This is a genomic window from Nocardia sp. NPDC006982 (assembly GCF_042869435.1).
In the GTDB taxonomy this organism is placed as follows: Bacteria; Actinomycetota; Actinomycetes; order Mycobacteriales; family Mycobacteriaceae; genus Nocardia.
Map to the genome: position 1 here is coordinate 127,362 of NZ_JBIAFV010000010.1, position 23,549 is coordinate 150,910.

A 23,549-nucleotide genomic window follows, 5' to 3' on the forward strand; every position below is an offset into this window, starting at 1 on the left:
GTCACCCGTCCAGTCCGGTGGCATTCAGCCCGGCGGCATTGTTCAGGTCGGTTTCCTCGAGGACGACGGCCGAAGAAGCTGCCGCACCACCCATACTCGCGAGCACCGCCGACAACTGACCGATCGAGGCGACATGCCCGGCATGGGCCGCAGCGTAGGCGGCCATGAAATCGCCGCCGATCAAGCCCATTATGGGGCCGAGGAGAGTGGGATCGGCGGCCGCGGCGCTCACTCCGGCGGCGGCGAGATCACCCGACATGGCCGCGGCCGTCGCGCTGTAGGCGGTTATGCCCTCGGTGTCGGCCGACATCTTTCGCATAGTGCTTCCCCCATCTGTTTGTTCCCAGGCAGAGTACGTCATCCACCTAGTTCGACGTGCTGCCTTACCGATCGGTTCCAGCCGTTCGAAAAAAATTCGGGTGGAGGTTTGCCGCCGAACTCGTCTTCGACCTTATCGTTCCAACATGCGCACGCACACCGTGGACCATCCACTCGCCGCCGCCCTGCTGACCACGATGCGCGATGCGGGCACGGGCAATCCGGCCTTCCGCGCCGCACTGCGTGATCTCACCGGAATCCTGATCTACGAGGCGCTGCGCGACGCGCCGGTGATCCACTTCCCGATCACCACACCGGTATCCGACACCGAGGGGACGCGATTGGCGCAGCCGCCGCTGCTGGTTCCGGTGCTACGCGCCGGACTCGGCATGGTCGACGCGGCCGCCGAACTCATTCCGGACGCCCGGGTCGGTTTCGTCGGCATCGCCCGCGACGAAACCACCCATCAGCCGGTGCCGTACATGGAATCGCTGCCCGCCGACCTGTCCGAGATGCCGGTCTTCGTACTCGACCCGATGCTCGCCACCGGCGGTTCGATGCGCCACACCCTGCAACTGCTCGCCGCCCGCGGTGCCACCGACATCACCGCGGTCTGTGTGGTGGCGGCCCCCGAAGGCATTGCCGCCCTTGCCGATTCAGGCCTCCCCGTGCGCTTGGTCACCGCGGTCGTCGACTCGGGCCTCAACTCCGACGCCTACATCGTCCCCGGCCTCGGCGACGCGGGCGACCGCCAATTCGGCCCCCGCTGACCCCCCGCCCCACCGAGGGTAGTCAAATGGCTGCCGAAAACCCCACCCACAACCACCATTCGACTACCCTCGACAAACTCTCGAGAACGCAACCACAGCCGGTCGCTGAGCTGGAAGTCGCAGGCTGCCCGCCTGAATGCGCCACCCGTGAGCTATTTCGCGAGCCGCCCGCAGTATGCCCGCAACTCGGCAAGCCGCCGCTCACCCGAGGTTCGCGCGGCGGCGAGTGTATCCCGCGCCGCGACCGGCTCGACCACCTCCAGGTAGCACTTGAGTTTCGGCTCCGTGCCGGACGGCCGGACCACGATCCGGGAGTTGGCGCCCTCGAAAATCAGTGCGTCGGTGCGCATTCGGCCGCGCACCTGGAGAAGATCGGTGTATTCGACCGGCTCGCCCGCGATTTCGTCGGGCGGGGCGGCGCGCAGGCGGTTCACCAGGTCCGCGGCGGCGGCCGGATCGGGTAGGCGCAGCGAAACCTGGTCGGTGGCGTGCAGGCCGAATTCGACCGCGTAGTCGTCGAGTTCGTCGGCGAGGGTGCGGCCCGCGGTCTTCAGCCGGGCGACGAGATCGGCGGCCAGCACGGCTGCGGAGATGCCGTCCTTGTCACGGACCGCGGCCGGGTCGGCGCAGTGACCGATGGCCTCCTCATAGGCGTAGACCAGACCGTCGCCCGCGCGGGCCAGCCATTTGAAGCCGGTCAGCGTTTCCGCGTATCGCGCGCCGCGGGCGGCGGCGAGCTTCGAGAGCAGTCGCGACGACACGATGGTGGTCGCCACCAATGAATCCGGGGGCGCGGTCCGCAGCACGTAATCGCCGAGCAGCACACCGGTTTCGTCGCCGCGCAGCATGCGCCAGCCGCCGTCGTCCGGAATTCCGATGGCGCAGCGATCGGCGTCCGGGTCGAGGGCGATGGCGAGGTCCGCGCCGATCCGGGTGGCGGTGGCGAGCAGAAGGTCGGTGGCACCGGGCTCTTCGGGATTCGGGAAGGCGACGGTGGGAAAGTCGGCATCGGGCGCGAATTGCGCACCGACGACGTGCACATGCTTGAATCCCGCCGCGGTGAGGGCAGCCACCGCCGTATCGCCGCCGACCCCGTGCAGCGGTGTCAACACGATCCGGACATCGGAGCGCTCGCCGGGACCGCCGATCAACTCCGGCAGTTGGGCCACCCGATCGATATAGCGGCGCACCAGGTCATCGGCGGCCGGTGTGACCGGTGTGCGAGGGATCGGCCCGGTGACGGCCTTGATGCAGCGCTCGATCTCGGTGTCGGCCGGTGCGATCAGCTGCGAACCGCCGTCCAGGTACACCTTGTAGCCGTTGTCCGTCGCCGGATTGTGCGATGCGGTGATCTGTACTCCGGCAACGGCTCCCAGCTCACGCACCGCGTAGGCGACGATCGGGGTGGGCAGCGGCCGCGGCAGCAACGTCACCGGAAAGCCAGCGGCGGCAAAGATTTCCGCGGTCGCGATGGCGAATTCGGCGGAGCCGTGCCTGGCGTCGCGCCCGACGACCACCGCGCCGCCGCCGAGACAGCGGCCGCGCAACCAGTCCACGAGTCCGGCGGTCGTCCGGCTCACCGTGTCCAGGTTCATGCCGTCGGGCCCGTCCTGCAGCGGGCCGCGGAGCCCGGCGGTGCCGAAGCGCAGCATCTACAGCCGTTCCAGTACGCCGCGCAGCAATTTGCCGAGACGCGGTGCGGCCGCATGCCCTTCGGCGAGTACCTCGGCATGCGAGAGGTGCGCGCCCGTGACGCCCGCGGCGAGGTTGGTGACCAACGAAATACCGAGCACTCGGGCGCCGAGCGCACGTGCCGCGATCACCTCGAGCACCGTCGACATGCCGACCAGATCCGCGCCGATGGTGCGCAGCATTCGGATCTCGGCCGGGGTCTCGTATTGCGGTCCGGTCAGGCCCGCGTACACGCCCTCGGTCAGGCTCGGGTCGATTTCCCTTGCCAGCGCACGCAATTCGGGGTCCCACGCGTCCACGAGATCGACGAAGGTCGCGCCGGCCAGCGGCGTGCGGCCGGTGAGATTGAGATGGTCGCTGATCAGCACCGGCTCACCGACGCGCAGTCCGTCCCGGATCCCGCCCGCCGCATTGGTGAGCACCACGGTTTCCACGCCCGCCGCGATCGCCGCGCTCACCGGGTGCACGACATCGCTCGGCTGATATCCCTCGTACAGATGCTGACGCCCCATCAGCAGCAGCACGGGCGTGTTGTCGACGGCGACCGAATGCACCATCCCGACATGCCCCTGCGCACTCGGCGTCCCGAATCCCGGCAGCTCCGGCATCGGCACCGACGCCAAAGGCGTCCCGATCTCTGCGGCCGCCTCCTGCCAGCCCGATCCCAGCACCACCGCAACCCGGTGCCGTTCCACTCCCGTACGTTCGGCAATCGCCCTCGCGGCCTGTTCGGCAAGCATGCCGTCACGGTATCTGATTTACCGCGCCCGCGGCGCGGCGTGTTCGCGGACCCCTGGTGTCTCGCGGCCGACCCTTTCGAGCAACCCGCGAGCAGTCGCCAACTGACGCTCGTAAGACTTTCGACAAATCTCGAGACGCAACCACAGTCAGCCGCCCACGCTGGAAGCCGCCGGCCTGCCCACCTGGCTGCGGGAGGTAAGCCGGTACGGCAGACGACGTGCTCAGCGTTGTTCCCGGCAAACCAGGGGCGGCAAACCATCCCTAGGCCACCGCCCGCGAGAAGTCGGTGCCCGACCACAGGACCCATCGCAGCCCAATCAACTCACACTCAGCGCGACCATGGACGGCGGCCCATTTCAAGATCAGGTGGAATTCATGGCGGCATCGCCCGAGAACCCTCCGCCACCTGATCTTGATCTACCCGCCGAGTGTTAGCTACCGGGGAGTACGGGTTCTGCCGTGTACCCGTTACGCTGCACGCATGCCGTATCTGGAACGTGAAGGGGATGTGTTCGTCGTCTACCTCGGGAGCGAGGGGCAGACGGACAGCGAGAACCGTTTCCATCCGGATTGGATCGATGCATTCCACGGGCTGTTGGACCAGGTCGAGGCGTCCGAAGGGCCGGCGGCGCTGGTGACCACGGCGAGTGGGAAGTTCTACAGCAACGGCCTCGATACCGATTGGCTTTTCGGCAACCTGGACAAGATGCACGGCTACCTCGACCGCGTGCACAGCATCTACACCCGCCTGCTGACCTTCCCGCTGCCCACAGTCGCCGCCGTCAACGGTCATGCCTTCGGCGCGGGCGCCATGCTCGCCACCTCGCACGATTTCCGGGTGATGCGTGCCGACCGCGGCTTCTGGTGTCTGCCGGAGGTGCATCTCGGCATGCCGTTCACGGTCGGCATGAACGCGCTGCTCACCGAGCGTCTCACCAATCAGGTCTGCGTTCAGGCCATGACCGCCGGTCACCGCTTCGCCGCCGACGAGGCCATTTCCGCCGGAATTGTCGACGCAAAGGCGGATGCTGATGTGTTGCTGAAGTCCGCGATCGAGCGTGCGGGCGCCCTCGCGGCAAATCGCAAACCCAATCTGCCGGTGATCAAGCGGTCGCTGCACGCCAAGGCGCTCGCCGGGCTCGCGACCCCAACCACCCCGGAGAATCTGGCGTTCGCCCCGGGATAACCGCAAGCTGATCACAAACCTTGCGCCGCACGGCGGCATCGCCCCGCGGCGCAGGGTGCGCCCGATCGTCGGCGCAGTGCCAGACTGTGTGCCATGCCACCACCGCGCAGCGGGCACCCCGAATCACGCACGGACCAGCACGCGCACCCGGGTGCGGCGGCGGAGGCCGCGATCTTGGCCGCAGCGCCCGAACTGGTCGCGCTATCGCATTCGATCCACGCCGAACCGGAGCTGGCGTTCGAGGAAACCCGCAGCGTCGCCAAGACCATCGCGCCGCTGGCCGAGCGCGGTTTCGCCGTCGAGACCGGCATCGCCGACTTGCCGACAGCATTCCGCGCGACCTATGGATCCGGCGAGCTCACCGTGGGTATCTGCGCCGAATACGACGCACTGCCCGAGATCGGGCACGCCTGCGGGCACAACATCATCGCGGCTTCCGCGGTCGGCGCGGGGCTCGGCCTCGCCGAGGTGGCCGACGCGCTCGGCATCACCGTCGTCGTCTTCGGAACACCTGCCGAGGAGAGCGGCGGCGGCAAGGTGCTGATGCTCGAGCGCGGCGTCTTCGACGATGTCGCGATGGCGATGATGGTGCACCCCGGTCCCATCGATATCGTCGACGCGCGCTCGCTGGCGCTGGCGGATCTGTCGGTGGTCTTCCACGGCCACGAGGCGCATGCCAGCGCCGCCCCGGAATTGGGCCGCAATGCGGGCGACGCGGTGACCGTCACGCAGGTTGCTCTCGGATTGCTGCGTCAGCATCTACGACCCGGACAGCAACTGCACGGTATAGTCAGCGACGGTGGCGTAGCCCCCAACATCGTTCCCGGACGTGCGGAACTGCTGTATTACCTACGCGCAGTCGACTCCGCATCCCTCGACGATCTGATGCGACGAGCGTCGGCTTGTTTCGAGGCGGGTGCGCTGGCAACCGGCTGCACTCACGAAATCCGGACGGTTGCGCCGACATATACCGAGCTGACGCCCGATTCGGGATTACTGTTTGCCTATCGCGAGCAGATCGTGGACTTGGGCCGGGTGCCGATCGCACCGGAACTCGAGGCGCAGCGGCCGCTCGGGAGTACGGATATGGGCAACGTCACCAACGTCATACCGGGCATACATCCGGTCATCGGCATAGATGCCGGTGGGGCGGTGACGCATCAGCCCGGCTTCGCCGCGGCGAGCGTCAACGCCTCGGCCGATCGTGCGGTAACCGACGGTGCGATCGCGCTCGCGCGTACCGCTATCGCCGTAGCTCGCGATCAAGTACATAGGGACAGGTTGTTGCAACGGCTCGTTCAACGACAGGAGGACATTCGGTGAGCATTACCGGCCGTTCCGCGGCGCACGCGACACGCTCCGGGACGGTGACGCGCGCGACCATGGGGGGCCAGGGGAGCGCCGCACAATCGGATATCGCGGAAGTCGGCCCGGATGCGGTCGATTCCTGGCTGGCCGAGCACACGGTCGATCTCGTCCAGTGGCGCCGGCACATCCACGCGAACCCGGAGCTCTCCCGCACCGAATTCGCCACCACCGAGTTCGTCTCGGCCTGGCTGACCAAGGCGGGATTGACGCCGCAGAAGATGCCCAACGGCACCGGAGTGCTCTGTGACATCGGTCCGGTGGACGCACCGCGCATCGGGCTGCGCGCCGATATGGACGCGCTCCCACTGCAGGAATTCACCGGACTCAGCTTCGCCTCGACCGTGCCCGGCGTCTCGCACGCCTGTGGGCACGACGCGCACACCACGATCCTGCTCGGCACCGCGCTCGCGCTGGCCGATCAGGAACTGCCGGTCGGTGTGCGATTCGTCTTCCAGCCCGCCGAAGAGGTGATGCCGGGTGGTGCCATCGATATGGTCGCCGCCGGGGCGATGGAGGGCGTCGACCGGATCTTCGCACTGCATTGCGATCCGCGCCTCGAGGTCGGCCGGGTCGGTATCCGGGTCGGCGCGATCACCTCGGCGGCCGACACCATCGAATTGGTTCTCGATTCGCCGGGCGGGCACACTTCGCGTCCGCATCTGACCAGCGACCTGGTCTACGCCATCGGCACCGTGATCACCGGCCTGCCCGGTCTGCTCAGCCGCCGCATCGACCCGCGCACCAGCACGGTGATGGTCTGGGGTGCGGTCAGCGCGGGCAAGGCACCCAATGCGATACCGCAGACCGGCATGCTCACCGGCACCGTCCGCACCGGCGATCACGCGACCTGGTCGCTGCTGGAGCCGATGGTGCGCGAGATCGTGGACGGCCTGCTCGCCCCGACCGGGGTGCGCTACCAGTTGAACTACCGCCGCGGCGTACCGCCGGTGGTCAATGACGAGCACTCGACCAGGATGTTCGAGGACGCGATCCGCATGCTCGGCCCGGACGCACTCGCCGACACCTTGCAGTCCGGTGGCGGTGAGGATTTCTCCTGGTACCAGGAGGAGGTGCCGGGCGCGATGGCCCGCCTCGGCGTTTGGTCCGGGCACGGCGAACAGCTGGACCTGCACCAGCCGACCTTCGATCTCGACGAGCGCGCGCTGGCTGTCGGTGTCCGGGTGCTCAGCAATATCGTGTTGAACGCGAGCTGACGAAGACAAGGAAGCGGCCGACCTCGAAAAGGGTCGGCCGCTTCCGCGTTTGTTCAGCTACCGAAGAATCCGGGTCCGACGTTCTTGCTGTTGCGCGTGCGCAGCGCGTGCACGTATTCCGCTGGCGCTCCTGCCTTTTCGGCCGCATCGGCCATCACGCCGATATAGCGCGCCGATGGCAGCCCGCCCTCGTACGCATCGAGTACGTACAGCCAGGCCAGGATGGGTTCGGAACCGCTGCCCGCGCTCGGCGTCACGCGCAGCCGGATCTTGTGGTGGATGCCGAAATCGGAACCCTCCCAGCGGTCGAGGCGCTCCTCGTCCTCGGGGGACACGTCGTAGAGCACCACGAACACCCGCGAGCCTGGCTCCTCGACGACAGTGGCCAGCGGCCCCTCCCAGCCGATGTCGTCACCGCTGAAGGTGAGGCGCCAGCCCTCCAACCAGCCCGTCCCGTACATGGGGGAGTGCGGACAGCGCTCGAGCATCTGGGACGAGTCCATGTTGGACCCGTAGGCGGCGTAGATCGGCACGACGCAAGGGTATCCAATAACCTGCGCGCATCGTCTCTATCCCGGCGAGATGACCGTGTGTTCGCCAGCTAACGTTGTTTACCGGCACCGGAGATCCCGGTCGAACAGCTCCAGCGGAGGTATCCATGACCCGCATAGCGATCATCGGTGGCGGACCGGCCGGTTATGAAGCGGCATTGGTGGCGGCCCAACACGGGGCCACGGTCACCCTGATCGACAGCGACGGCATCGGCGGGGCGTGCGTCCTGTGGGACTGCGTGCCGTCGAAGACCTTTATTGCCTCGACGGGCGTGCGCACCGATCTGCGTCGCGCCCGTGACCTGGGCATTACCCTCGATCCGAGCCAGGCCCAGATCGAATTGGGCGAGGTGAACGCGCGTGTGAAGGCGCTGGCGCTGGCCCAGTCCTCCGATATCCGATCCAAGGTGCAGGCCGCGGGCGTGACCGTGCTGGCCGGACGCGGACAGCTCAGCGATCCGGCCACCGGCATGGCCGCGCACCGGGTGCGCGCGCTGCTGGCCGATGGCACCGAGGAGGCCGTCGAGGCCGAAGTGGTGTTGATCGCCACCGGTGCGAGCCCGCGCGTGTTGCCCGGCGCCGAGCCCGACGGCGAGCGCATCCTGAACTGGCGTCAGCTTTACGACCTGGAAGAACTCCCGGAGACCCTGGTCGTGGTCGGCTCCGGTGTGACCGGCGCCGAATTCGTCTCCGCATATACCGAAATGGGTGTGCGGGTGAAATTGGTCTCGAGCCGCGACCGGGTGCTGCCCGGTGAGGACGCGGATGCCGCGCTCGTGCTCGAGGACGCGCTCGCCGAACGCGGTGTCGAACTGGTCAAGCACGCGCGCGCCGATGCGGTGGAGCGCACCGCCGAGGGGATCGTGGTCAAGCTCTCGGACGGCCGCACCGTCACGGGTACGCATGCGCTGATGACCGTCGGCTCGATCCCCAATACCGACGACCTCGGCCTGGAACGGGTCGGCATCGAACTCGACCGCGGTGGCTACCTGCGGGTGGACCGGGTGTCGCGCACTTCGGTGCCCGGTATCTATGCGGCGGGCGACTGCACCGGCCTGCTGCCGCTGGCCTCGGTGGCCGCCATGCAGGGCCGCATCGCGATGTATCACGCGCTGGGTGAGGGCGTCAGCCCGATCCGGCTGAAGACGGTCGCCTCGGCCGTATTCACCCGGCCGGAGATCGCGACCGTCGGCGTGAGCCAGACGGCCATCGATAACGGCGAGGTGCCCGCGCGCACGGTCATGCTGCCGCTGAATACCAACCCGCGCGCCAAGATGTCGGGTCTGCGCAGGGGTTTCGTCAAGATCTTCTGTCGGCCCGCGACCGGTGTGGTCATCGGCGGTGTGGTCGTCGCCCCGATCGCCTCGGAGCTGATCCTGCCGATCGCGCTGGCGGTCCAGAACAATCTGACGGTCAACGATCTCGCCCAGACCTTCTCGGTGTACCCGTCGCTCACGGGCTCGGTCACCGAGGCGGCCCGGCTGCTGATGCGTCACGACGACCTGGATTAACGCCACTGAATCCAGCCGCCCCGAGACTTACTGTCTTGTGGCGTTTTTCATCGCGTTGCCAGTAAGGCGCGCATGTGGTTCACTTCCCGCAGAGATGCGATCGGCGGGCGATCGCGAGGGTTCTGTGTGGGGGGATCGATCCTTTCCAGCGGGAACGGCGAACGGCCGCTTGGTCGTTCGGCGGTCCTCATTCGTGGACCAAGCGTCTCACCAGGGATAACTGCGTGTGACCCACTCGGTCGCACACGGGAAAGGGATTGCGAAAAGTGAAACATCGTAAGCCGAGTCGGGCGCAGCGAGCGATGGCGAGCACATCGTTGCCACTGGCCACTGCGGCGGCCGTGGCCACGCTCTTCGCGGCGCCGGCGGGGGCAGTTCCGGATCAGCCGAGTACACCGACCTCGCCGGCGCCCGCGCCCGCCGATCCGGGCAGCACCACGCCGACGGATCAGGGCCAGCCGGAGACCACCAAGCCGGATCCGGGTAAGCCGGACACCAAGCCGTCGCCGACGCCGAGCCAGCCGGGTGTCACCACGCCGGATCCGAACCAGGTCATGCCGAATCAGCCCAAGGATCCGAAGCTGTCGACGCCGACCCAGCCGGGTGTCACCACCCCGCGCGTCGCGCCGCTGCCGGTTCCGGGCCAGACCGGCCCCGCGATCCCCGCCGTGGTACCGGAGACGGCCCCCGGTGCGGAGGCGCCGAAGCCCGCGCAGCCCGGTACCACCGCGCCGGGTGCGACCACCCCGAGCGGTCCGAGCGCCCGGACCCCGCAGCAGCCGGATACCGACACGCTGGTGCAGCAGCCGCGCTGGGAGGCTCCGCGCTTCCAGCAGGCGCCTGCCGCGCCGGTCGTCGAGATGGACGGGCCGCACCAGGAGATCGGCGCCAATATCGACGGCGGCTCGCTGGCTCCCGGCTACGTGGCCAACACCCACCACTTCAACAATGCCGCGGGCTACGTCGGCACCATCGGGTACCGCACCCCGACCGGTCAGGGCGAGGCCGGTGTGTCGGTCGAATACATCGGCGCCAACACCGTCAAGGTCACCTCCTACACCGGTGGTGAGGGTCTGGCCGACAACAAGACCGAGGTCGTCCTCGACACCACCCAGGCCAACATGGCCAAGGCCGCTGTCGAGCACTGGATTCGGGAACAGCCGGGCGGCGCGGCTGCCCTCGAGGCCGCCGCGCAAGTTAAACTTCCGGTGCCGCCAGGCGAACTGGCTCCGCAGACGGTCAACGTTGCCGGGGTCACCACCCAGTGGGGTGGGTCACTCCAGTACTGACACGAGCTGATTCGACGGGTGGGGCGGTCGTTCTCGACCGCCCCACACGTGTGTCCTGGGGAAAGGATTTGGTGTGGGCTCCGAGGGTGATGGCAGGGACAACGAATCCGACCGGACCGGGTCGGAATTCGGACCCCCGTTGGACGATTTCGGCCCGCCGGTCTCCGAATTCGGGCCGCCGGTCCGCGAATTCGGGCCACCGACGGGTGAACAGGTCCGACCGCAGTGGTCGGTGCCCGAGCCCGGCACCGATCATCCCGAGCTGATCTGGCGTCCCGCCGACGAACCGCCGACGGTGCCGCCGCCACCCCCGCAGTACCGCGCGCCGGATACGACGGTGTTCGGCGATGCACCGCCACCACCACCGCCGACCCGGCGACCGGAGCCGCCGACGCGCCGACCCGAGTCGTCGGTCGAACCGGATCCCAACGAGGCCACCGTCCGGCATGCGACCCCCGCGGCAGGCCAGCGCGATACCTGGTGGAACAGCCCCACCGAATCCGGCGGAATACCGAAGCCGCCGTCCGAGCCGTCGGGTTTGTCCTGGGCCGACGATCCGATTGCCAAACGGCTTGCGCCGAAGCTGATCTCGGACACCATCACCGCGACCCCGACCCGGCACCGTTCGCGCGGTCGATGGATAGCGCTCGGTGTGCTCGCCGCGATCGTGGTGGTCTTGGCGCTGGTGGTGACCTTCGTCGCGGTCAGCCGCGACGACAACGGCAGTCCGAAGGCGGCGCCACCCGCACCGCCGAGCACCTCCGCCGCGCTGAGCTGCCCCGCGAGCAAAGACGGCAAGGTGACCCGCGGCAACGGGCAGGGCGACACCTCGACCGGTGCAGGTGCGATCCTCGGCTTCCAGTACGAGTTCTACGTCGACCGCAACGGTGAGCGGGCGCGCAGATTCGTCGCGCCGGATGCCGAGAATGTGTCGACGGCCGAGGTCATCCAGCAGGCCATCAATGACCAGATTCCGATGGGTACCACGCACTGCCTGCGGATTGCCGAGTCGGCGGCGGACACGTTCGAGGTGGACCTGACCGAACATCGCCCCGACGGCACGACCAATGTCTACCGGCAGACCATCATCACGGTGGTCCGGGACGGCAAGACCGTGATCTTCGCCATCCGGGAGCGCGCCTGAGCTCTCAGATCATGGGATGAATATTTCACAATTTGGTAGCGGTATGGGACAGTGGGGTTTCGCGTCCCCTCGGAGGTTTCCATGTCGCCGATCAATCCACCGCTCGCAACCAAACTGGGCGGACTGAAGAGTTCGGCGATTCGTGACCTGCTCGAGCTGACCACGCGCGAAGAGGTGATCAGCCTCGCGGGCGGTTTGCCGGATGCGGAGTTGATGCCCCGGGAGCGGCTCGTCGCAGCGGCCGATGCGGCGCTGAGCGGTTCCGCGGTGTTGCAGTACACCGGGTCGCGCGGGTGGCCTCCGCTGCGCGATGTGCTGCGCGGGCGGGAGTCTGCGAAACTCGGCCGCGCGGTCGGGCTCGACGAGGTGTTCGTGACGCATGGTTCGCAGCAAGCGCTCTCGCTGCTCGCCGAGGTGCTGCTGGATCCGGGCGCGCTGGTGGTAGTCGAGGATCCGGCGTATGTCGGTGCGCTGCAAGTGTTCCGCGCCGCCGGTGCGCGAATTGTGGCGGTGCCCTTGGATTCCGAGGGCATGCGGCTGGATGTGCTGAAGGAACTGCTGGCACGCGGCGAGCGTCCGACGGTCGTGCACACGGTGAGCAATTTCCACAATCCAGGCGGCGTCACGATGAGTCCGCCGCGTCGTCGTGAATTGGCCGAACTCGCCGATACCTACGGCTTCTGGGTGATCGAGGACGATCCGTACGGTGAGCTCTGGTTCGACCGGCCCTCGCCCGATCCCGTGGCAACCTACTCCCGCAATGTGATTCGGCTGTCCAGTGCTTCGAAGATCCTCGCGCCCGCGCTGCGGGTCGGCTGGATGGTGGCGCAGGAGCGGATCTGTCGCGCGGTCGAATTGCTGAAACAAGGCGCGGACCTGTGCGGCTCGGCGCTGACCCACCAGATCGCCGCCGATCTGCTCACCGACGAAACCTGGCTGACCGGCCACGTCGAGACCGTCCGCAGCGCGTACGGCGACCGTGCCAAGGCGCTCGTGCACGCCGTGCGCGCCCGCTTCGGCGACCGCGTCACCTGCACCGACGCCGCCGGTGGCATGTTCGTGTGGGCCGATTTCACCGACGGCACCGATACCGATCGGCTGCTGCCCCGAGCCCTGGAGCACGGCGTCGCCTTCGTGCCCGGTTCGGCCTTCGCCGTCGACACCGACTACCGCCACTCCATGCGCATGTGCTTCACCACTTCGGACGCGGCGACCTTGGCGGAGGCGATCGACCGGCTGGCTCGCGCGGCCGAATAGCCGTCAATCCACCCAGTTGTAGGTGCGCTCCACGGCCTTGTTCCAGGCGACGAGGTGGGTTTCGCGATCCGTCGCCGACATCGCGGGCTGCCAGGTCTTGTCCGCGGCCCAGTTGGCGCGGATGTCATCGGTGCTCTCCCACAGGCCGACGGCGAGCCCGGCCGCATACGCCGCACCCAGTGCGGTGGTTTCGTTGACGACCGGGCGCACCACCGGCACATCGAGGATGTCGGACTGGAACTGCATGAGCAGATCGTTGCCGACCATGCCGCCGTCGACCTTGAGGGTGGTCAGTTCCAGCCGCAGCTGCTGGGATTCGGCATCGGCGCGCATTGCGTCCATGACCTCGCGCGTCTGAAATGCGGTGGACTCCAATACCGCTCGCGCCAGATGTGCCTTGTCGACGAAGCGGGTCAGGCCCGCGATGACGCCGCGGGCATCCGGGCGCCAGCGCGGCGCGAAGAGGCCGGAGAACGCGGGGACGATGTATGCACCGCCATTGTCCTCGACGCTGCGCGCCAGCGGTTCGATCTCGTCGGCGGTGGAAATGATGCCGAGATTGTCCCGGAACCATTGCACCAGTGAGCCGGTCACCGCGATGGATCCCTCCAATGCGTATACCGGCGCCTGGCCGCCGAGCTGGTAACAGACCGTGGTGAGCAGGCCGTGCTTGCTGAATACCGGCGTCGTTCCGGTATTGAGCAGCATGAAATTGCCCGTGCCATAGGTGTTCTTGGCCTCGCCGGGGGACAGGCAGGCCTGGCCGAAGGTCGCCGCCTGTTGGTCGCCGAGAATGCCCGCGACGGGTATGCCCGCCAACGGACCGGAGCCGATCTCCGCGTAGATCTCCGACGAGCTGCGAATCTCGGGCAGCATCGATCGCGGTATCCCGAATTCCGCGCAGATCTGCGAATCCCATTGCAGCGTACGCAGATCCATCAGCATGGTGCGCGACGCATTGGTCACATCGGTGATGTGCTGACCGGTGAGCTTCCACAGCACCCAGCTGTCGATGGTGCCGAAACACAGCTCACCGGCCTCGGCCCTGGCTCGGGCGCCCTCGACATTGTCCAGAATCCAGCGCAGTTTCGGACCGGCGAAGTAGGTGGACAGCGGCAGACCGGTTCGGTCCTGGTAGCGCGTCGCGCCGTATTCGCCGCCCAGTTCGGTGACCAGACGGTCGGTGCGGGTGTCCTGCCAGACGATCGCGTGATGAATCGGCTTGCCGCTGGCCCGATCCCACACCACCGTCGTCTCGCGCTGATTGGTGACGCCGACCGCATTGATCTCATCGGCGGCGACACCGGTGCTCCGCAGTACCTCGCCGAGGACGAATTCGGTATTGCGCCAAATGGTTTCCGGATCGTGCTCGACCCAGCCCGGCCGCGGAAAGATCTGTTCGTGCTCGCGCTGCGCAACACCGACGACACGGCCCTGCCGGTCGAAGATGATGCACCTACTGGAGGTCGTGCCCTGATCAATGGCGGCCACATAGCGACGCATTCGTGCAGGCTACTAAAAGCAGCGTGGCCCGCGGCGGAAACGGCGGAGCGCGCCGGGCATCACCTCGCGACCAGGACTAGTGTTGGGATCGGTTACCGGCGAGTAGCGCGGGTTATCGGCCGCGGGCGACACGGCTTCGGCCCCGGCAGGGGATCGTCGCCGATTCCTTTAGCCTGTACAACAGAAGACCACCCCCCGACTGAGCAGCTCGATCGTGTGCCCGAAGGACCACAAACGTCGTCTGAACCCCGACGCCGGGGTCGGCTGGAGGAGTCGCACATGACCAACAAACCGGAATCGCAGTTCCTCGGCCCCGAGCAGCGCGTGACGGCGTGGGAGCGCTTCGGTAAGGATCATTTCGACGTGGTCGTCGTGGGTGGTGGCGTGGTCGGCTCTGGTATCGCGCTCGACGCGGCCACGCGCGGTCTGAAGGTCGCGCTGGTCGAGGCGCGCGATCTTGCCTCCGGCACGTCGAGTCGCTCGTCGAAGATGTTCCACGGCGGACTGCGCTACCTCGAGCAACTGGAGTTCGGGCTGGTCCGCGAGGCGCTGCGGGAACGCGAACTCGCACTCGCCCGGCTCGCACCGCATCTGGTGAAGCCGCTGCGCTTCCTCTACCCGCTGACCCGTCGCGGCTGGGAACGCCCGTATGTCGCCGCAGGCCTGGTGCTCTACGACACCATGGGCGGCGCGAAATCCGTTCCCGGCCAACATCATCTATCCCGGGCCGGCGCACTGCGACTGGCGCCGGGTTTGCGCCCCACTTCACTGATCGGTGGCGTCAGCTACTACGACACCGTCGTCGACGATGCCCGCCACACCATGACAGTCGCCCGTACCGCCGCGCACTACGGCGCGGTGATCCGCACCTCAACCCAGGTCGTCGGCTTTCTGCGCGAGGCGGACCGGGTCGTCGGGGTGAAGGTGCGCGACAGCGAGGACGGTCGCACCGGCGAAATCCGCGCCCACGTGGTGATCAATGCGACCGGCGTGTGGACCGACGAGGTCCAGGCGCTTTCGCATAATCGCGGCCGCTTCCACGTGCGTGCGTCCAAGGGCGTGCACATCGTGGTGCCGCGCGACCGCATAGTCAGCGATGCCGCGATCATCCTGCGCACCGCGAGCTCGGTGCTGTTCGTCATCCCGTGGGGCGCGCACTGGATCATCGGCACCACCGATACCGATTGGAATCTGGATCTCGCCCATCCGGCGGCGACCAAGGCCGATATCGATTATCTGTTGGATCGGGTCAACCAGGTGCTGGTCACCCCGCTCACGCCCGCCGATATCGACGGTGTCTACGCTGGTCTGCGGCCTTTGCTTGCGGGAGAGAGCGATTCGACTTCCAAACTTTCGCGGGAACATGCCGTCGCCCGGGTTGCGCCGGGGCTTGTCGGCATCGCGGGCGGTAAGTACACCACCTACCGGGTGATGGCCTATGACGCGGTCGACGAAGCGGCACAGGATATTCCGGCGCGTGTCTCACCGTCCATAACCGAGAAGGTTCCGCTGCTCGGCGCGGACGGCTACTTCGCGCTGATCAATCAGACGGTGCAACTCGCCGAGGCCTACGGCGTGCATCCGTATCGGATCAAGCATCTGCTCGATCGCTACGGTTCGCTCATCGACGAAGTCATGGCCATGGCCGACGGCAAACCCGAACTGCTGCAACCGATTATGGACGCACCGTCGTATCTGCAGGTGGAAGCCGTTTACGCGGCTGCCGCGGAGGGTGCGCTGCACCTGGACGACATTCTGGCCCGCCGGACCAGAATCTCCATCGAATACTCGCACCGCGGCGCGAACTGCGCCGAACAGGTGGCCCATCTGGTCGCGCCGATACTCGGCTGGGACGACGACGAAATCGACTGGGAGGTAAGCACTTACCAAGCACGCGTCGAGGCGGAGATCCGCTCCCAGACCCAGCCGGACGACCCCTCCGCCGATGCGCTGCGCATCGCAGCCCCCGAACCGCGTGCGGAGATCCTGGAACCGGTCCCGTTGGACAGCTGAGAACTAGACCGCCGGCGGCGGCAGCACAATCGAGGCGATGGTGCCGCCACCCGCAGCGGGTTCCATAGTCGCTGTGCCGCCGTGCAATTCGGCAATCCACGCCACCAGCGCCAGCCCGATTCCACTGCCACGCCCACCGCTCACCCCGCGCGCGAACGGACTGCTCGACAACTGCGGGGTCAAACCCGCCCCATGGTCACGCACGCTGACCCGGCCGTCGGCCACATGCACCTCCACGGGCGCACCGCGATTGACCGCCCCGTGTGTGATCGCATTCTCGATGAGATTGCGCACCGCAAGGCTCAGCAGATTCGGATCACCGATCACCACACTGGGATTCGCCTGCAGCACGATATTGTCCTGCGGGAATTCCTCGACCACCGATTCGGCGAGCTGATCGAGCAGCAACTGCACCCTTTCCATGGTGGTGACGCCCGCCTGCATTCGCGCACGCGCCAACAATCCCGAGACGATCCGCTCCATCCGGCTGCCCAATGCCCTGGCATCGACCAACGCCCGCTCGACCTCGTGCGGATTGCGACGGCGGGGTGCGGTGACCAAACCGAGAGTCGTGAGCGGCGTGCGCAATTCGTGTGCGGCATCCCCGAGAAACCGCTCCTGCTCTTCGAGCAGCACAATGGCCTGCCGCATGCTCCGGCCCGAGAGCAGATGTCCGGCCACCGCGGACAGCGCGACCAGCGTGAGCCCGCCGACGACGAGCCCCCAGATCAGCAGCGCTCGATCACGGTCGAACGCACCGGGATTCGTGCCCGCGATGACCACCGCCTTGGTCTCGGAGTTCTCCCAGGTGATGGGTGTCGCCGCGATGCGGACCGGGCGGCCCGCACCGTCGTATCCGTCGCGGAAGACGGTCTCCCCGGCCAGATCGGCGTCATCGGCGAGTCCCGCGACGCCGTCGTCCTTGGGCAGCCAGGAGCGCAGATGCGCGAAATTCTCCTGCCACCTGCCATTCGCAGGGGCGCTGAGCACCACCACCGCGACTTCGCCGTTGGCCAGGGCATCGTTGTCGAGCTGGCTCACGTCGATGGTTTCCTCGCCCTCGGGCAGGTTGACGGCGCGGAACAGTCCGCTCACCACCCGATCGAGGGAATCGTCGACCGCGGCCTCCCGCGAGCGGGTATCGATGGTCGCCGCGACGATGCCGAGAATGATCAGGCAGGTCGCGGTGATGGCGGTGATCAGTGCGGTGAGCAGCCAGCGGGTGCGGCGCAGGCGGGCCACGGCGGGGCGGGCATCCGCCGTGGAAATCAAGGTGCGAATGGGTCACTTCCGATCATGAAACCGGCGCCGCGGACGGTCTCGATCACCGGCGGTGCGCCGAGTTTGCGCCGCAGCTGCGCTATGACGGCGTCGACGACATTCGATGCGGGTTCGGCCATTTCGTCCCAGCAGCATTCGATGAGTTCCGAACGCGATACGACGCTGCCCGCGCGAGTGGCGAGCAGTTCGAGTACGGCGAATTCCTTCGGAGTCAGCGAGCGCAGAATGCCCGCACGCTGCACCCGGCGGCGCGGCAGGTCGATATCGATATCGCCGAGCACGATCCGGGCCGGCGCCGGATGTTCGCGCCGCCGCGACAGCGCACGCACCCGTGCGGCGAGTTCCGGCAGTGCGAACGGTTTGACCAGGTAGTCGTCGGCACCGTGCTCGAATCCGGCAATCCGATCGGCCAATGCGTCGCGGGCGGTGAGCATCAGGACCGGCACCCGCTGACCCCGTGCGCGGTGCGCCGCGACCAGCTGCAGACCGTCGCCGTCGGGCAGGCCGCGATCCACGACGAGCACGTCGTAGCCATTGACGGAGATCTTGAAGTCGGCATCCGCGAGGTCGGGGGCGAGGTCCACCGCGAAACCGGCCGAGCGCAGTCCCGCGGCGACTTCCATGCCGAGACCTTCGTCGTCCTCGATCACCAGCACTCGCACGAGGTCAGAGAATAAGGTATTTCACACCTGGTGCGCATACTGGTGTCCGAGTGCTCAGTAGGTGTACAGATCCCAGCCGTCGGCGACCTCGCGGCACTCCCACTGGGTGCCACCGGTTTTCGGGGAGTTGCCGTCGGCGGCGCAGGCGTCGTAGGTCGCGTAGTTGCCGATGAACGGGGTGTGCATCGGGGTGGGTGCGGCCGACGCGGCACCGGCTGCGGCGACGGCACCGAGGGCGAACATTCCGGCGGCGATCGCGGTGCGGATCTTCATGGTTTTCCTCTCTGTCGCGCGGGTTGTTCCCGCGTCGGGACAAGAAAACCAATGCGTCCGTGAGAATTTCGTGATGACGCTGAAACCGCTGTTCAGTGCTCGTTTTTCGGGGTTTCGACTTGGGTGGCCCAGGCCAGGAGCGACCGAATGTAGCGCAGTACCAGCTCATCCGGGTACCGCTGTGGCTCGGCCAGATGCAGCCGGGCCAGTTCCTCCAATGCCGCGAGCATGATTCGCTCGGTCGCGCCATCCGGATCGACGGTGACCCCGGCATGGCGCGACAGATGCCGCGCGCCGATCGCCCGCGCGTAGGCCCGGCCGAGTTCGAGCCGGTCGCGCAGATCCGGCGGTCCGCCGTCGGATGGGCTGAGGATGATCCGCCAACTGGTCGGCGCGGCATGCAGATAGGCGAGAATGCCGCGGCCGATCCGATCCGCATCGTCATCGGTGTCGGACCAGTCGAGAGTGCCGATACCGGCCAGTGCGATGGCCGATTCGCGATCCACCAGCGCGGTCATCAATCCGGACAGATCGGTGAACTGCTGATACACCAGTGCCCGTGCGACCTCGCCCTCGCGTGCGACCCGTTCGATACTCACCGCGCCGAAGCCGTCGACGGCGACGATGTCGCGCGCCACATCGAGTAGCTGTGCGCGCCGGTCGGCCGCGGACATGCGGCGCTTGGGCGTGGGGCATGGCTTCGCAGTCGGGTGCTCAGACGTCGAGCGCTCCGTGGTCACGGCAAAGACGGTAGCGCAAGTAGCAGGTCCACCGCCTTGGCAGCGCTCTGCACCGCGCTCTCCATGGTGGCCGACCAGTCGGTCGCGGTCCAATCGCCCGCCAGCACCAGCGTCGGCACCGAGGTGCGCTGAGCCGGGCGCAGGCCGTGCGTGCCGAGCACCTGGGAGAAGGTCGCCTTCGGCATCCGAACGACGTGTCCCTGAACGACTTTCGCGTTTTCGGCGGCGGGGTAGTAGCGGCGCAGCAGGCGCATCTGCTCGTCGATGATCTGCTCGTTGGTCTTGTGGATCTGCTCGTACGCGCCGCTGGTGGTCAGGCAGTACAGCCAGGCCTGATCGGTGCTGCGCCCGGTCATCCGCTGCCGGTCGAAGACCTCGTCGATGACGCCGGTGCCGCCGATCAGCGCCTCGAATTCGGCCTCGGTGCCGAGCGGACGGTCCAAGTACAGGTTGGTGCTGACAATCGGTGTAACACCCAATTTATCTGCGGCGGCATAGATTTCGGAATGTTCGGGCAGATCGTCGAGCAGCCCGCCGATATTCGAATTCGGTACCGCGCAGACGACGGCATCGGCCGGGACGATCGAGCCGTCGGCGAGCGTCACCCCGGTCACCGCGCCATTGTCGATATTGATGCGGCGGGCCACCGCGCGCTGGCGGACCTCGACGCCAAATTTCTCGAAAACCCTTTGGGCCCCGGTGATATAGAGCGTATCGAGGTCGGTGGTCGGGTAGCCGATCGTGACCGCCCGCCGATGTTTCATCCCGAGCCGGATGCCGGTGGCCAGCAAATCGGCGAGGATCTTGGCCGATTCCTGCTGCACCGGTTCGGCCGCGAGACCGAGAGCGAGCCAGTCCCACAACGCTTCTCGCGCCCGAGCGGGCATGCCGACCCGGTTGAACCACTGTTCGGTGGTGAGGTCGGCAAGGTAGTCGGGCTGGTGCAGGCTCTGCCAGCCCAGGCGTGCCGTGGCACGGGCCGCACGCAGCCGATCGAGCAGGCTCGCGTCGGGATGTGCGCCGAACAGGGTGCGCCAGGCACCCCAGCCCTTCGTCACTATGGGGGTGCTGCGTCCGCCCGGCCAGCGCAGTGTGCCGCCTTGCGGAAAGGCGACGTACTGGCGGGTGCTGACGCTGTTCAGGTAGCGGAACAGATGGTCGTAACCGCTGGCGATCACATGCTGGCCGTTATCGGGAAGGTCATCGGCCGCTTCGACTTTCATCGCATGCGTCCGGCCGCCGAGTCGGCCGCGACGTTCCAGCAGGGTCACCTGCTTACCCGCCTCGGCCAACCAGACCGCGGACGCGAGCCCGGCCAGTCCACCCCCGATGACCACATACCGCCGCGGATCGTTCACGATGCACTCCCTACATTAACTTACATTCTGCAAGTTAATCGGGATTGCTTGGGCCGTCAAGGGTTTTGGCTATACGCCGATCTGCTCCATGGCATGGAATTCGATCGAACTGTGCGCGGAGAATACCGTGACCTCGTCGCCGTGGTCGCGCACCAGTTCGCGCAACCGCTGCTGATTCTCGATGCGGGCGGCGGGAAGTGTCTGCACATTCTTCTCGAACATGGCTGTTCCGAGCGGTTGTCGCGGACGAACCGGGTCGAGGACGCCGGGATGGAAGTAGGCGTCGCCCGCGGACAGCAGCCAGCCGTTCCCGGTGTCGACGGCGACGCCCGCATGGCCGCGGGTATGTCCGGCGAGCGGGATGATCAGGATTTCCGGTGGCAGGCCGGTCAATTCGCGCACCGCGTCGAAACTGAACCAGCTGTCACCGGTATCCGCGTACGACTCCCAGTGCGGACCGTGCCGGAACTGAGGTTCCTTGTAGCGCAAGCGTTCTTCGCGCGTATGTCCGCCTTGCAAGGCGCGCAGTTCCTCCGCGTATACGTGCACCCGCGCGTCCGGAAAGTCGGCGAGGCCGCCCGCATGGTCGAGATCGAGATGGGTGAGCACGATGTCGCGGACGTCCTCGCGCCGGTAACCCAGCGCTTCGATCTGGCGCACCGCGGTCTGCGCGAGATCGAGGACCGGATTGGTCAGCCGGAGGAAGCGGCGACCGAGCCATTCTTCGGGTCGGTGCACCGCCTGTTCGCCGACGCCGGTCTCCACCAGGACGAGTCCGGAGCCGAGTTCGAGCAGCAGGCAGTGGCAGACCATTTCGGCGCGGCGGAAGATGCTGCCGGTGCCGTCGAAGAGTCGGCCGCCGAGTGGGCGCATCGTGCCGCAATTGAGGTGGTGCACGCGCATCAGGAGAGCTCCCGTTCGAAGGTGGTACGCAGGTGGGCGGCGACCGCGCGCAGCGGCGCGACATCGCGTTTGGTCTTGGCGAGCATGAGGGCCCCCTCGATCGTGGCGAGGGCGACAGTCGAAAGTTCGATGGCGCGCTCCTGGTCGATTCCCTTGTCCCGCAGGTACTTTTCGATCGACTCGCGCCAGGATTCGAAACCGGTGACGCAGGCCTGTCTGATCGTTTCGCTTTCGCGCCCCGCGTCGAGTGCGATGGTCGCGATCGGGCAGCCGCGTTCGAAATCGGAATCGACGAGCAGTGCGGTGAGGACGTCGAAGACGGTGGCGATATCGCCGCCGTCGGCGAGGATGGCGTCGAGCTGGTCGCGCAGTTGCCTGCTCGATTGGGTGAGGGCCTCGGCGGCGAGCTGCTCTTTGCCGCCGGGGAAGTGGAAATAGAGCGAGCCCTTGGGTGCGCCGCCCGCGCTGACGAGTTGATTCAGGCCGGTGGCGTGATAGCCCTGGGTGTGGAAGAGATCGGCCGCGGCGTCGATGAAGCGTTGGCGGGAGTCGGTGCGAGGTGCCACGCCTTCACGGTACGTCAACTATGACGACCGGTCTAGTTAGTTCGGGAAACTGGCGGATATTCGAGGTGGTTGGGGTGGCCATCGCGGTCAGGCGGGTTCGGGCTGGCAGCGTGGGCAGAAGTAGATGCCGCGTTCGCGCTGGGTGATGCGGTCGGACTGGGGGTTTCGGGCCGTTCGGCCGGGTTGGGGTTCGGTCTCGCCGAGTAGATGGACGACCATGCGGGTGCCGCAGCGCTGGCACGGCCGCCGGGCGCGGCCGTAGGCAAGTGGCCGCCACGGTGGTTCGGTGGCGGCCTTGGTGAGTACGCGATGCGCCTCGTGCACGAGGGCGAGCAGGTCGGGCACGTCGCCGACCGGTGTGGCCGGGTGGACGCGGCGCAGGAAGCAGACCTCGCTGCGGAAGATATTGCCGATACCGGCCAGGTTGCGCTGGTCTAGTAGGGCGAGGCCGATCGGTTGCGCCGGATGCCGTGCCAGTCGTCGCACCGCCTCGGTCACATCCCAGTTCGCGCCGAGCAGGTCCGGCCCGAGATGGTCGGTGGCGGTGTGCTCGTCCGCGCGTCGCAGCACCTCGACGGTGCCGAGCGAAAAGCCCACCGCCTCGGTGTCATCGGTGCCGAGCACCAGCCGGGCGGTCACCGGCGGCCGCGTCCACCGTTCACCGGCGCAGTAGGTCCGCCATTCGCCCTCCATCTTCAAATGCGTGTGGACGCTGACCTCGTCGGTTCGGACGAACAAATGCTTGCCATAGCTGGCGACCCCCTCGACCCGCTGCCCGACCAGATCGACCGTCGCATAGCGCGGCACCCGAAAATCGCTGCGGATCAGTGTCTTTCCCTCCAGCGCGAGCCGCAGTCTGGCCGCGGTCAGGAATACAGTGTCGCCTTCAGGCATGGCTCGACCATAGGTTGATCCGGGCCGAGGTCATTGTCGGCTCCGTAGTTCGAGTCCGCTCTTCCCCGCGCGATTCCCGCTTTGCAGGGTGCGAGTGCCCGTTGCGATGACTGCCGGAGTGGTGTCGCCGTGCGCGGGTTCGTCGTAGCGGCGCGGCTTGCTCCGCAATCGCACGCGACGTGGGGTTACCGAGAATCCGGCCTCGCTTTGCGGCGTGCGTGTGGCCGCGGCTGCGGGTGTCGTGTCGTCGTGCGTGGCTCGGGTCACGGCTTGCTCCGTAGTCGGAGGCGGCGTGGGGTTACCGAGAATTCGGCC

The 23,549-nt window shown here is 67.2% G+C and carries 23 protein-coding genes; 9 read left to right on the forward strand and 14 right to left on the reverse strand.

The window, feature by feature from the left end:
• Nucleotide 1 precedes the first annotated feature (1 nt).
• A complete protein-coding gene (locus tag ACFYOW_RS32705; RefSeq protein WP_387293934.1) occupies nucleotides 2–310 on the reverse strand; it encodes a hypothetical protein in 309 nt (102 codons plus the stop codon).
• A gap of 154 nt (nucleotides 311–464) precedes the next feature.
• On the opposite strand from ACFYOW_RS32705, the gene upp reads away from it, so the two are divergent.
• A complete protein-coding gene (gene upp / locus ACFYOW_RS32710; RefSeq protein WP_387293935.1) occupies nucleotides 465–1,088 on the forward strand; it encodes a uracil phosphoribosyltransferase in 624 nt (207 codons plus the stop codon).
• A 152-nt stretch (nucleotides 1,089–1,240) separates the two neighbouring features.
• On the opposite strand, the gene ACFYOW_RS32715 is transcribed toward upp, so the two are convergent.
• A complete protein-coding gene (locus ACFYOW_RS32715; protein WP_387293936.1) occupies nucleotides 1,241–2,740 on the reverse strand; it encodes a phospho-sugar mutase in 1,500 nt (499 codons plus the stop codon).
• Nucleotides 2,741–3,520 (reverse strand): purine-nucleoside phosphorylase, encoded by a 780-nt coding sequence (locus ACFYOW_RS32720; RefSeq protein ID WP_387293937.1) that lies wholly within the window; start codon nucleotides 3,518–3,520, stop codon nucleotides 2,741–2,743. It abuts the gene before it with no gap.
• A 482-nt stretch (nucleotides 3,521–4,002) separates the two neighbouring features.
• On the opposite strand from ACFYOW_RS32720, the gene ACFYOW_RS32725 reads away from it, so the two are divergent.
• From ACFYOW_RS32725 to ACFYOW_RS32735, 3 genes are all read left to right on the forward strand, one after another.
• Nucleotides 4,003–4,707 (forward strand): enoyl-CoA hydratase-related protein, encoded by a 705-nt coding sequence (locus ACFYOW_RS32725; RefSeq protein WP_063038816.1) that lies wholly within the window; start codon nucleotides 4,003–4,005, stop codon nucleotides 4,705–4,707.
• Nucleotides 4,708–4,800: 93 nt separating this feature from the next.
• Entirely contained in the window at nucleotides 4,801–6,030 is a 1,230-nt protein-coding gene (locus ACFYOW_RS32730; RefSeq protein WP_387293938.1) for a M20 family metallopeptidase, read from the forward strand.
• 59 nt (nucleotides 6,031–6,089) lie between these two features.
• Nucleotides 6,090–7,289, forward strand: coding sequence for a M20 family metallopeptidase (locus ACFYOW_RS32735; RefSeq protein ID WP_063038876.1), 1,200 nt, complete (start codon nucleotides 6,090–6,092; stop codon nucleotides 7,287–7,289).
• Nucleotides 7,290–7,342: 53 nt separating this feature from the next.
• Here ACFYOW_RS32735 and ACFYOW_RS32740 read toward each other — a convergent pair whose 3' ends face one another.
• Nucleotides 7,343–7,822 (reverse strand): gamma-glutamylcyclotransferase, encoded by a 480-nt coding sequence (locus ACFYOW_RS32740; RefSeq protein WP_387293939.1) that lies wholly within the window; start codon nucleotides 7,820–7,822, stop codon nucleotides 7,343–7,345.
• A gap of 125 nt (nucleotides 7,823–7,947) precedes the next feature.
• On the opposite strand from ACFYOW_RS32740, the gene ACFYOW_RS32745 reads away from it, so the two are divergent.
• The 4 genes from ACFYOW_RS32745 to ACFYOW_RS32760 all read left to right on the forward strand — a co-directional run bounded on the left by ACFYOW_RS32745 (nucleotide 7,948) and on the right by ACFYOW_RS32760 (nucleotide 13,041).
• Nucleotides 7,948–9,351: an NAD(P)H-quinone dehydrogenase gene (locus tag ACFYOW_RS32745; protein ID WP_063038809.1), complete on the forward strand. Its 1,404-nt coding sequence runs from the start codon at nucleotides 7,948–7,950 to the stop codon at nucleotides 9,349–9,351.
• Between the two features lie 302 nt (nucleotides 9,352–9,653).
• Nucleotides 9,654–10,640 carry a hypothetical protein gene (locus ACFYOW_RS32750; RefSeq protein WP_387293940.1) on the forward strand — a complete coding sequence of 329 codons (987 nt, stop codon included), beginning with the start codon at nucleotides 9,654–9,656 and terminating at the stop codon, nucleotides 10,638–10,640.
• A gap of 73 nt (nucleotides 10,641–10,713) precedes the next feature.
• Entirely contained in the window at nucleotides 10,714–11,784 is a 1,071-nt protein-coding gene (locus tag ACFYOW_RS32755; RefSeq protein ID WP_387293941.1) for a hypothetical protein, read from the forward strand.
• A gap of 81 nt (nucleotides 11,785–11,865) precedes the next feature.
• A complete protein-coding gene (locus ACFYOW_RS32760) occupies nucleotides 11,866–13,041 on the forward strand; it encodes a PLP-dependent aminotransferase family protein (RefSeq protein ID WP_387293942.1) in 1,176 nt (391 codons plus the stop codon).
• A 3-nt stretch (nucleotides 13,042–13,044) separates the two neighbouring features.
• Here ACFYOW_RS32760 and glpK read toward each other — a convergent pair whose 3' ends face one another.
• Nucleotides 13,045–14,544: a glycerol kinase GlpK gene (glpK, locus tag ACFYOW_RS32765; protein WP_387293943.1), complete on the reverse strand. Its 1,500-nt coding sequence runs from the start codon at nucleotides 14,542–14,544 to the stop codon at nucleotides 13,045–13,047.
• A gap of 279 nt (nucleotides 14,545–14,823) precedes the next feature.
• On the opposite strand from glpK, the gene ACFYOW_RS32770 reads away from it, so the two are divergent.
• Entirely contained in the window at nucleotides 14,824–16,557 is a 1,734-nt protein-coding gene (locus ACFYOW_RS32770) for a glycerol-3-phosphate dehydrogenase/oxidase (protein ID WP_387293944.1), read from the forward strand.
• A 3-nt stretch (nucleotides 16,558–16,560) separates the two neighbouring features.
• Here ACFYOW_RS32770 and ACFYOW_RS32775 read toward each other — a convergent pair whose 3' ends face one another.
• The 9 genes from ACFYOW_RS32775 to ACFYOW_RS32815 form a co-directional block, all read right to left on the reverse strand.
• Entirely contained in the window at nucleotides 16,561–17,829 is a 1,269-nt protein-coding gene (locus tag ACFYOW_RS32775; RefSeq protein ID WP_387293945.1) for a sensor histidine kinase, read from the reverse strand.
• The gene (locus ACFYOW_RS32780; RefSeq protein WP_387293946.1) at nucleotides 17,826–18,500 is read right to left on the reverse strand and encodes a response regulator transcription factor; all 675 of its coding nucleotides are present in this window, start codon (nucleotides 18,498–18,500) and stop codon (nucleotides 17,826–17,828) included. The genes ACFYOW_RS32775 and ACFYOW_RS32780 overlap by 4 nt, the downstream gene beginning before the upstream one ends.
• 54 nt (nucleotides 18,501–18,554) lie before the next feature.
• On the reverse strand, nucleotides 18,555–18,773 hold the full coding sequence (locus ACFYOW_RS32785) for a hypothetical protein (protein ID WP_387293947.1): 219 nt from the start codon (nucleotides 18,771–18,773) through the stop codon (nucleotides 18,555–18,557).
• Nucleotides 18,774–18,865: 92 nt separating this feature from the next.
• Complete coding sequence (locus ACFYOW_RS32790; protein ID WP_387294057.1) at nucleotides 18,866–19,447, reverse strand: TetR/AcrR family transcriptional regulator; 582 nt, start codon at nucleotides 19,445–19,447, stop codon at nucleotides 18,866–18,868.
• A 62-nt stretch (nucleotides 19,448–19,509) separates the two neighbouring features.
• Nucleotides 19,510–20,874 carry an FAD-dependent oxidoreductase gene (locus ACFYOW_RS32795; protein ID WP_387294058.1) on the reverse strand — a complete coding sequence of 455 codons (1,365 nt, stop codon included), beginning with the start codon at nucleotides 20,872–20,874 and terminating at the stop codon, nucleotides 19,510–19,512.
• A 66-nt stretch (nucleotides 20,875–20,940) separates the two neighbouring features.
• Nucleotides 20,941–21,774 carry an MBL fold metallo-hydrolase gene (locus ACFYOW_RS32800; protein WP_387293948.1) on the reverse strand — a complete coding sequence of 278 codons (834 nt, stop codon included), beginning with the start codon at nucleotides 21,772–21,774 and terminating at the stop codon, nucleotides 20,941–20,943.
• Nucleotides 21,774–22,340 carry a TetR/AcrR family transcriptional regulator gene (locus tag ACFYOW_RS32805; RefSeq protein ID WP_387293949.1) on the reverse strand — a complete coding sequence of 189 codons (567 nt, stop codon included), beginning with the start codon at nucleotides 22,338–22,340 and terminating at the stop codon, nucleotides 21,774–21,776. The genes ACFYOW_RS32800 and ACFYOW_RS32805 overlap by 1 nt, the downstream gene beginning before the upstream one ends.
• 87 nt (nucleotides 22,341–22,427) lie before the next feature.
• The gene (locus ACFYOW_RS32810; protein WP_387293950.1) at nucleotides 22,428–23,234 is read right to left on the reverse strand and encodes a DNA-formamidopyrimidine glycosylase family protein; all 807 of its coding nucleotides are present in this window, start codon (nucleotides 23,232–23,234) and stop codon (nucleotides 22,428–22,430) included.
• Between the two features lie 30 nt (nucleotides 23,235–23,264).
• Nucleotides 23,265–23,549 (reverse strand): hypothetical protein (locus tag ACFYOW_RS32815; protein WP_387293951.1); only part of this gene is annotated, 285 nt, incomplete at its 5' end.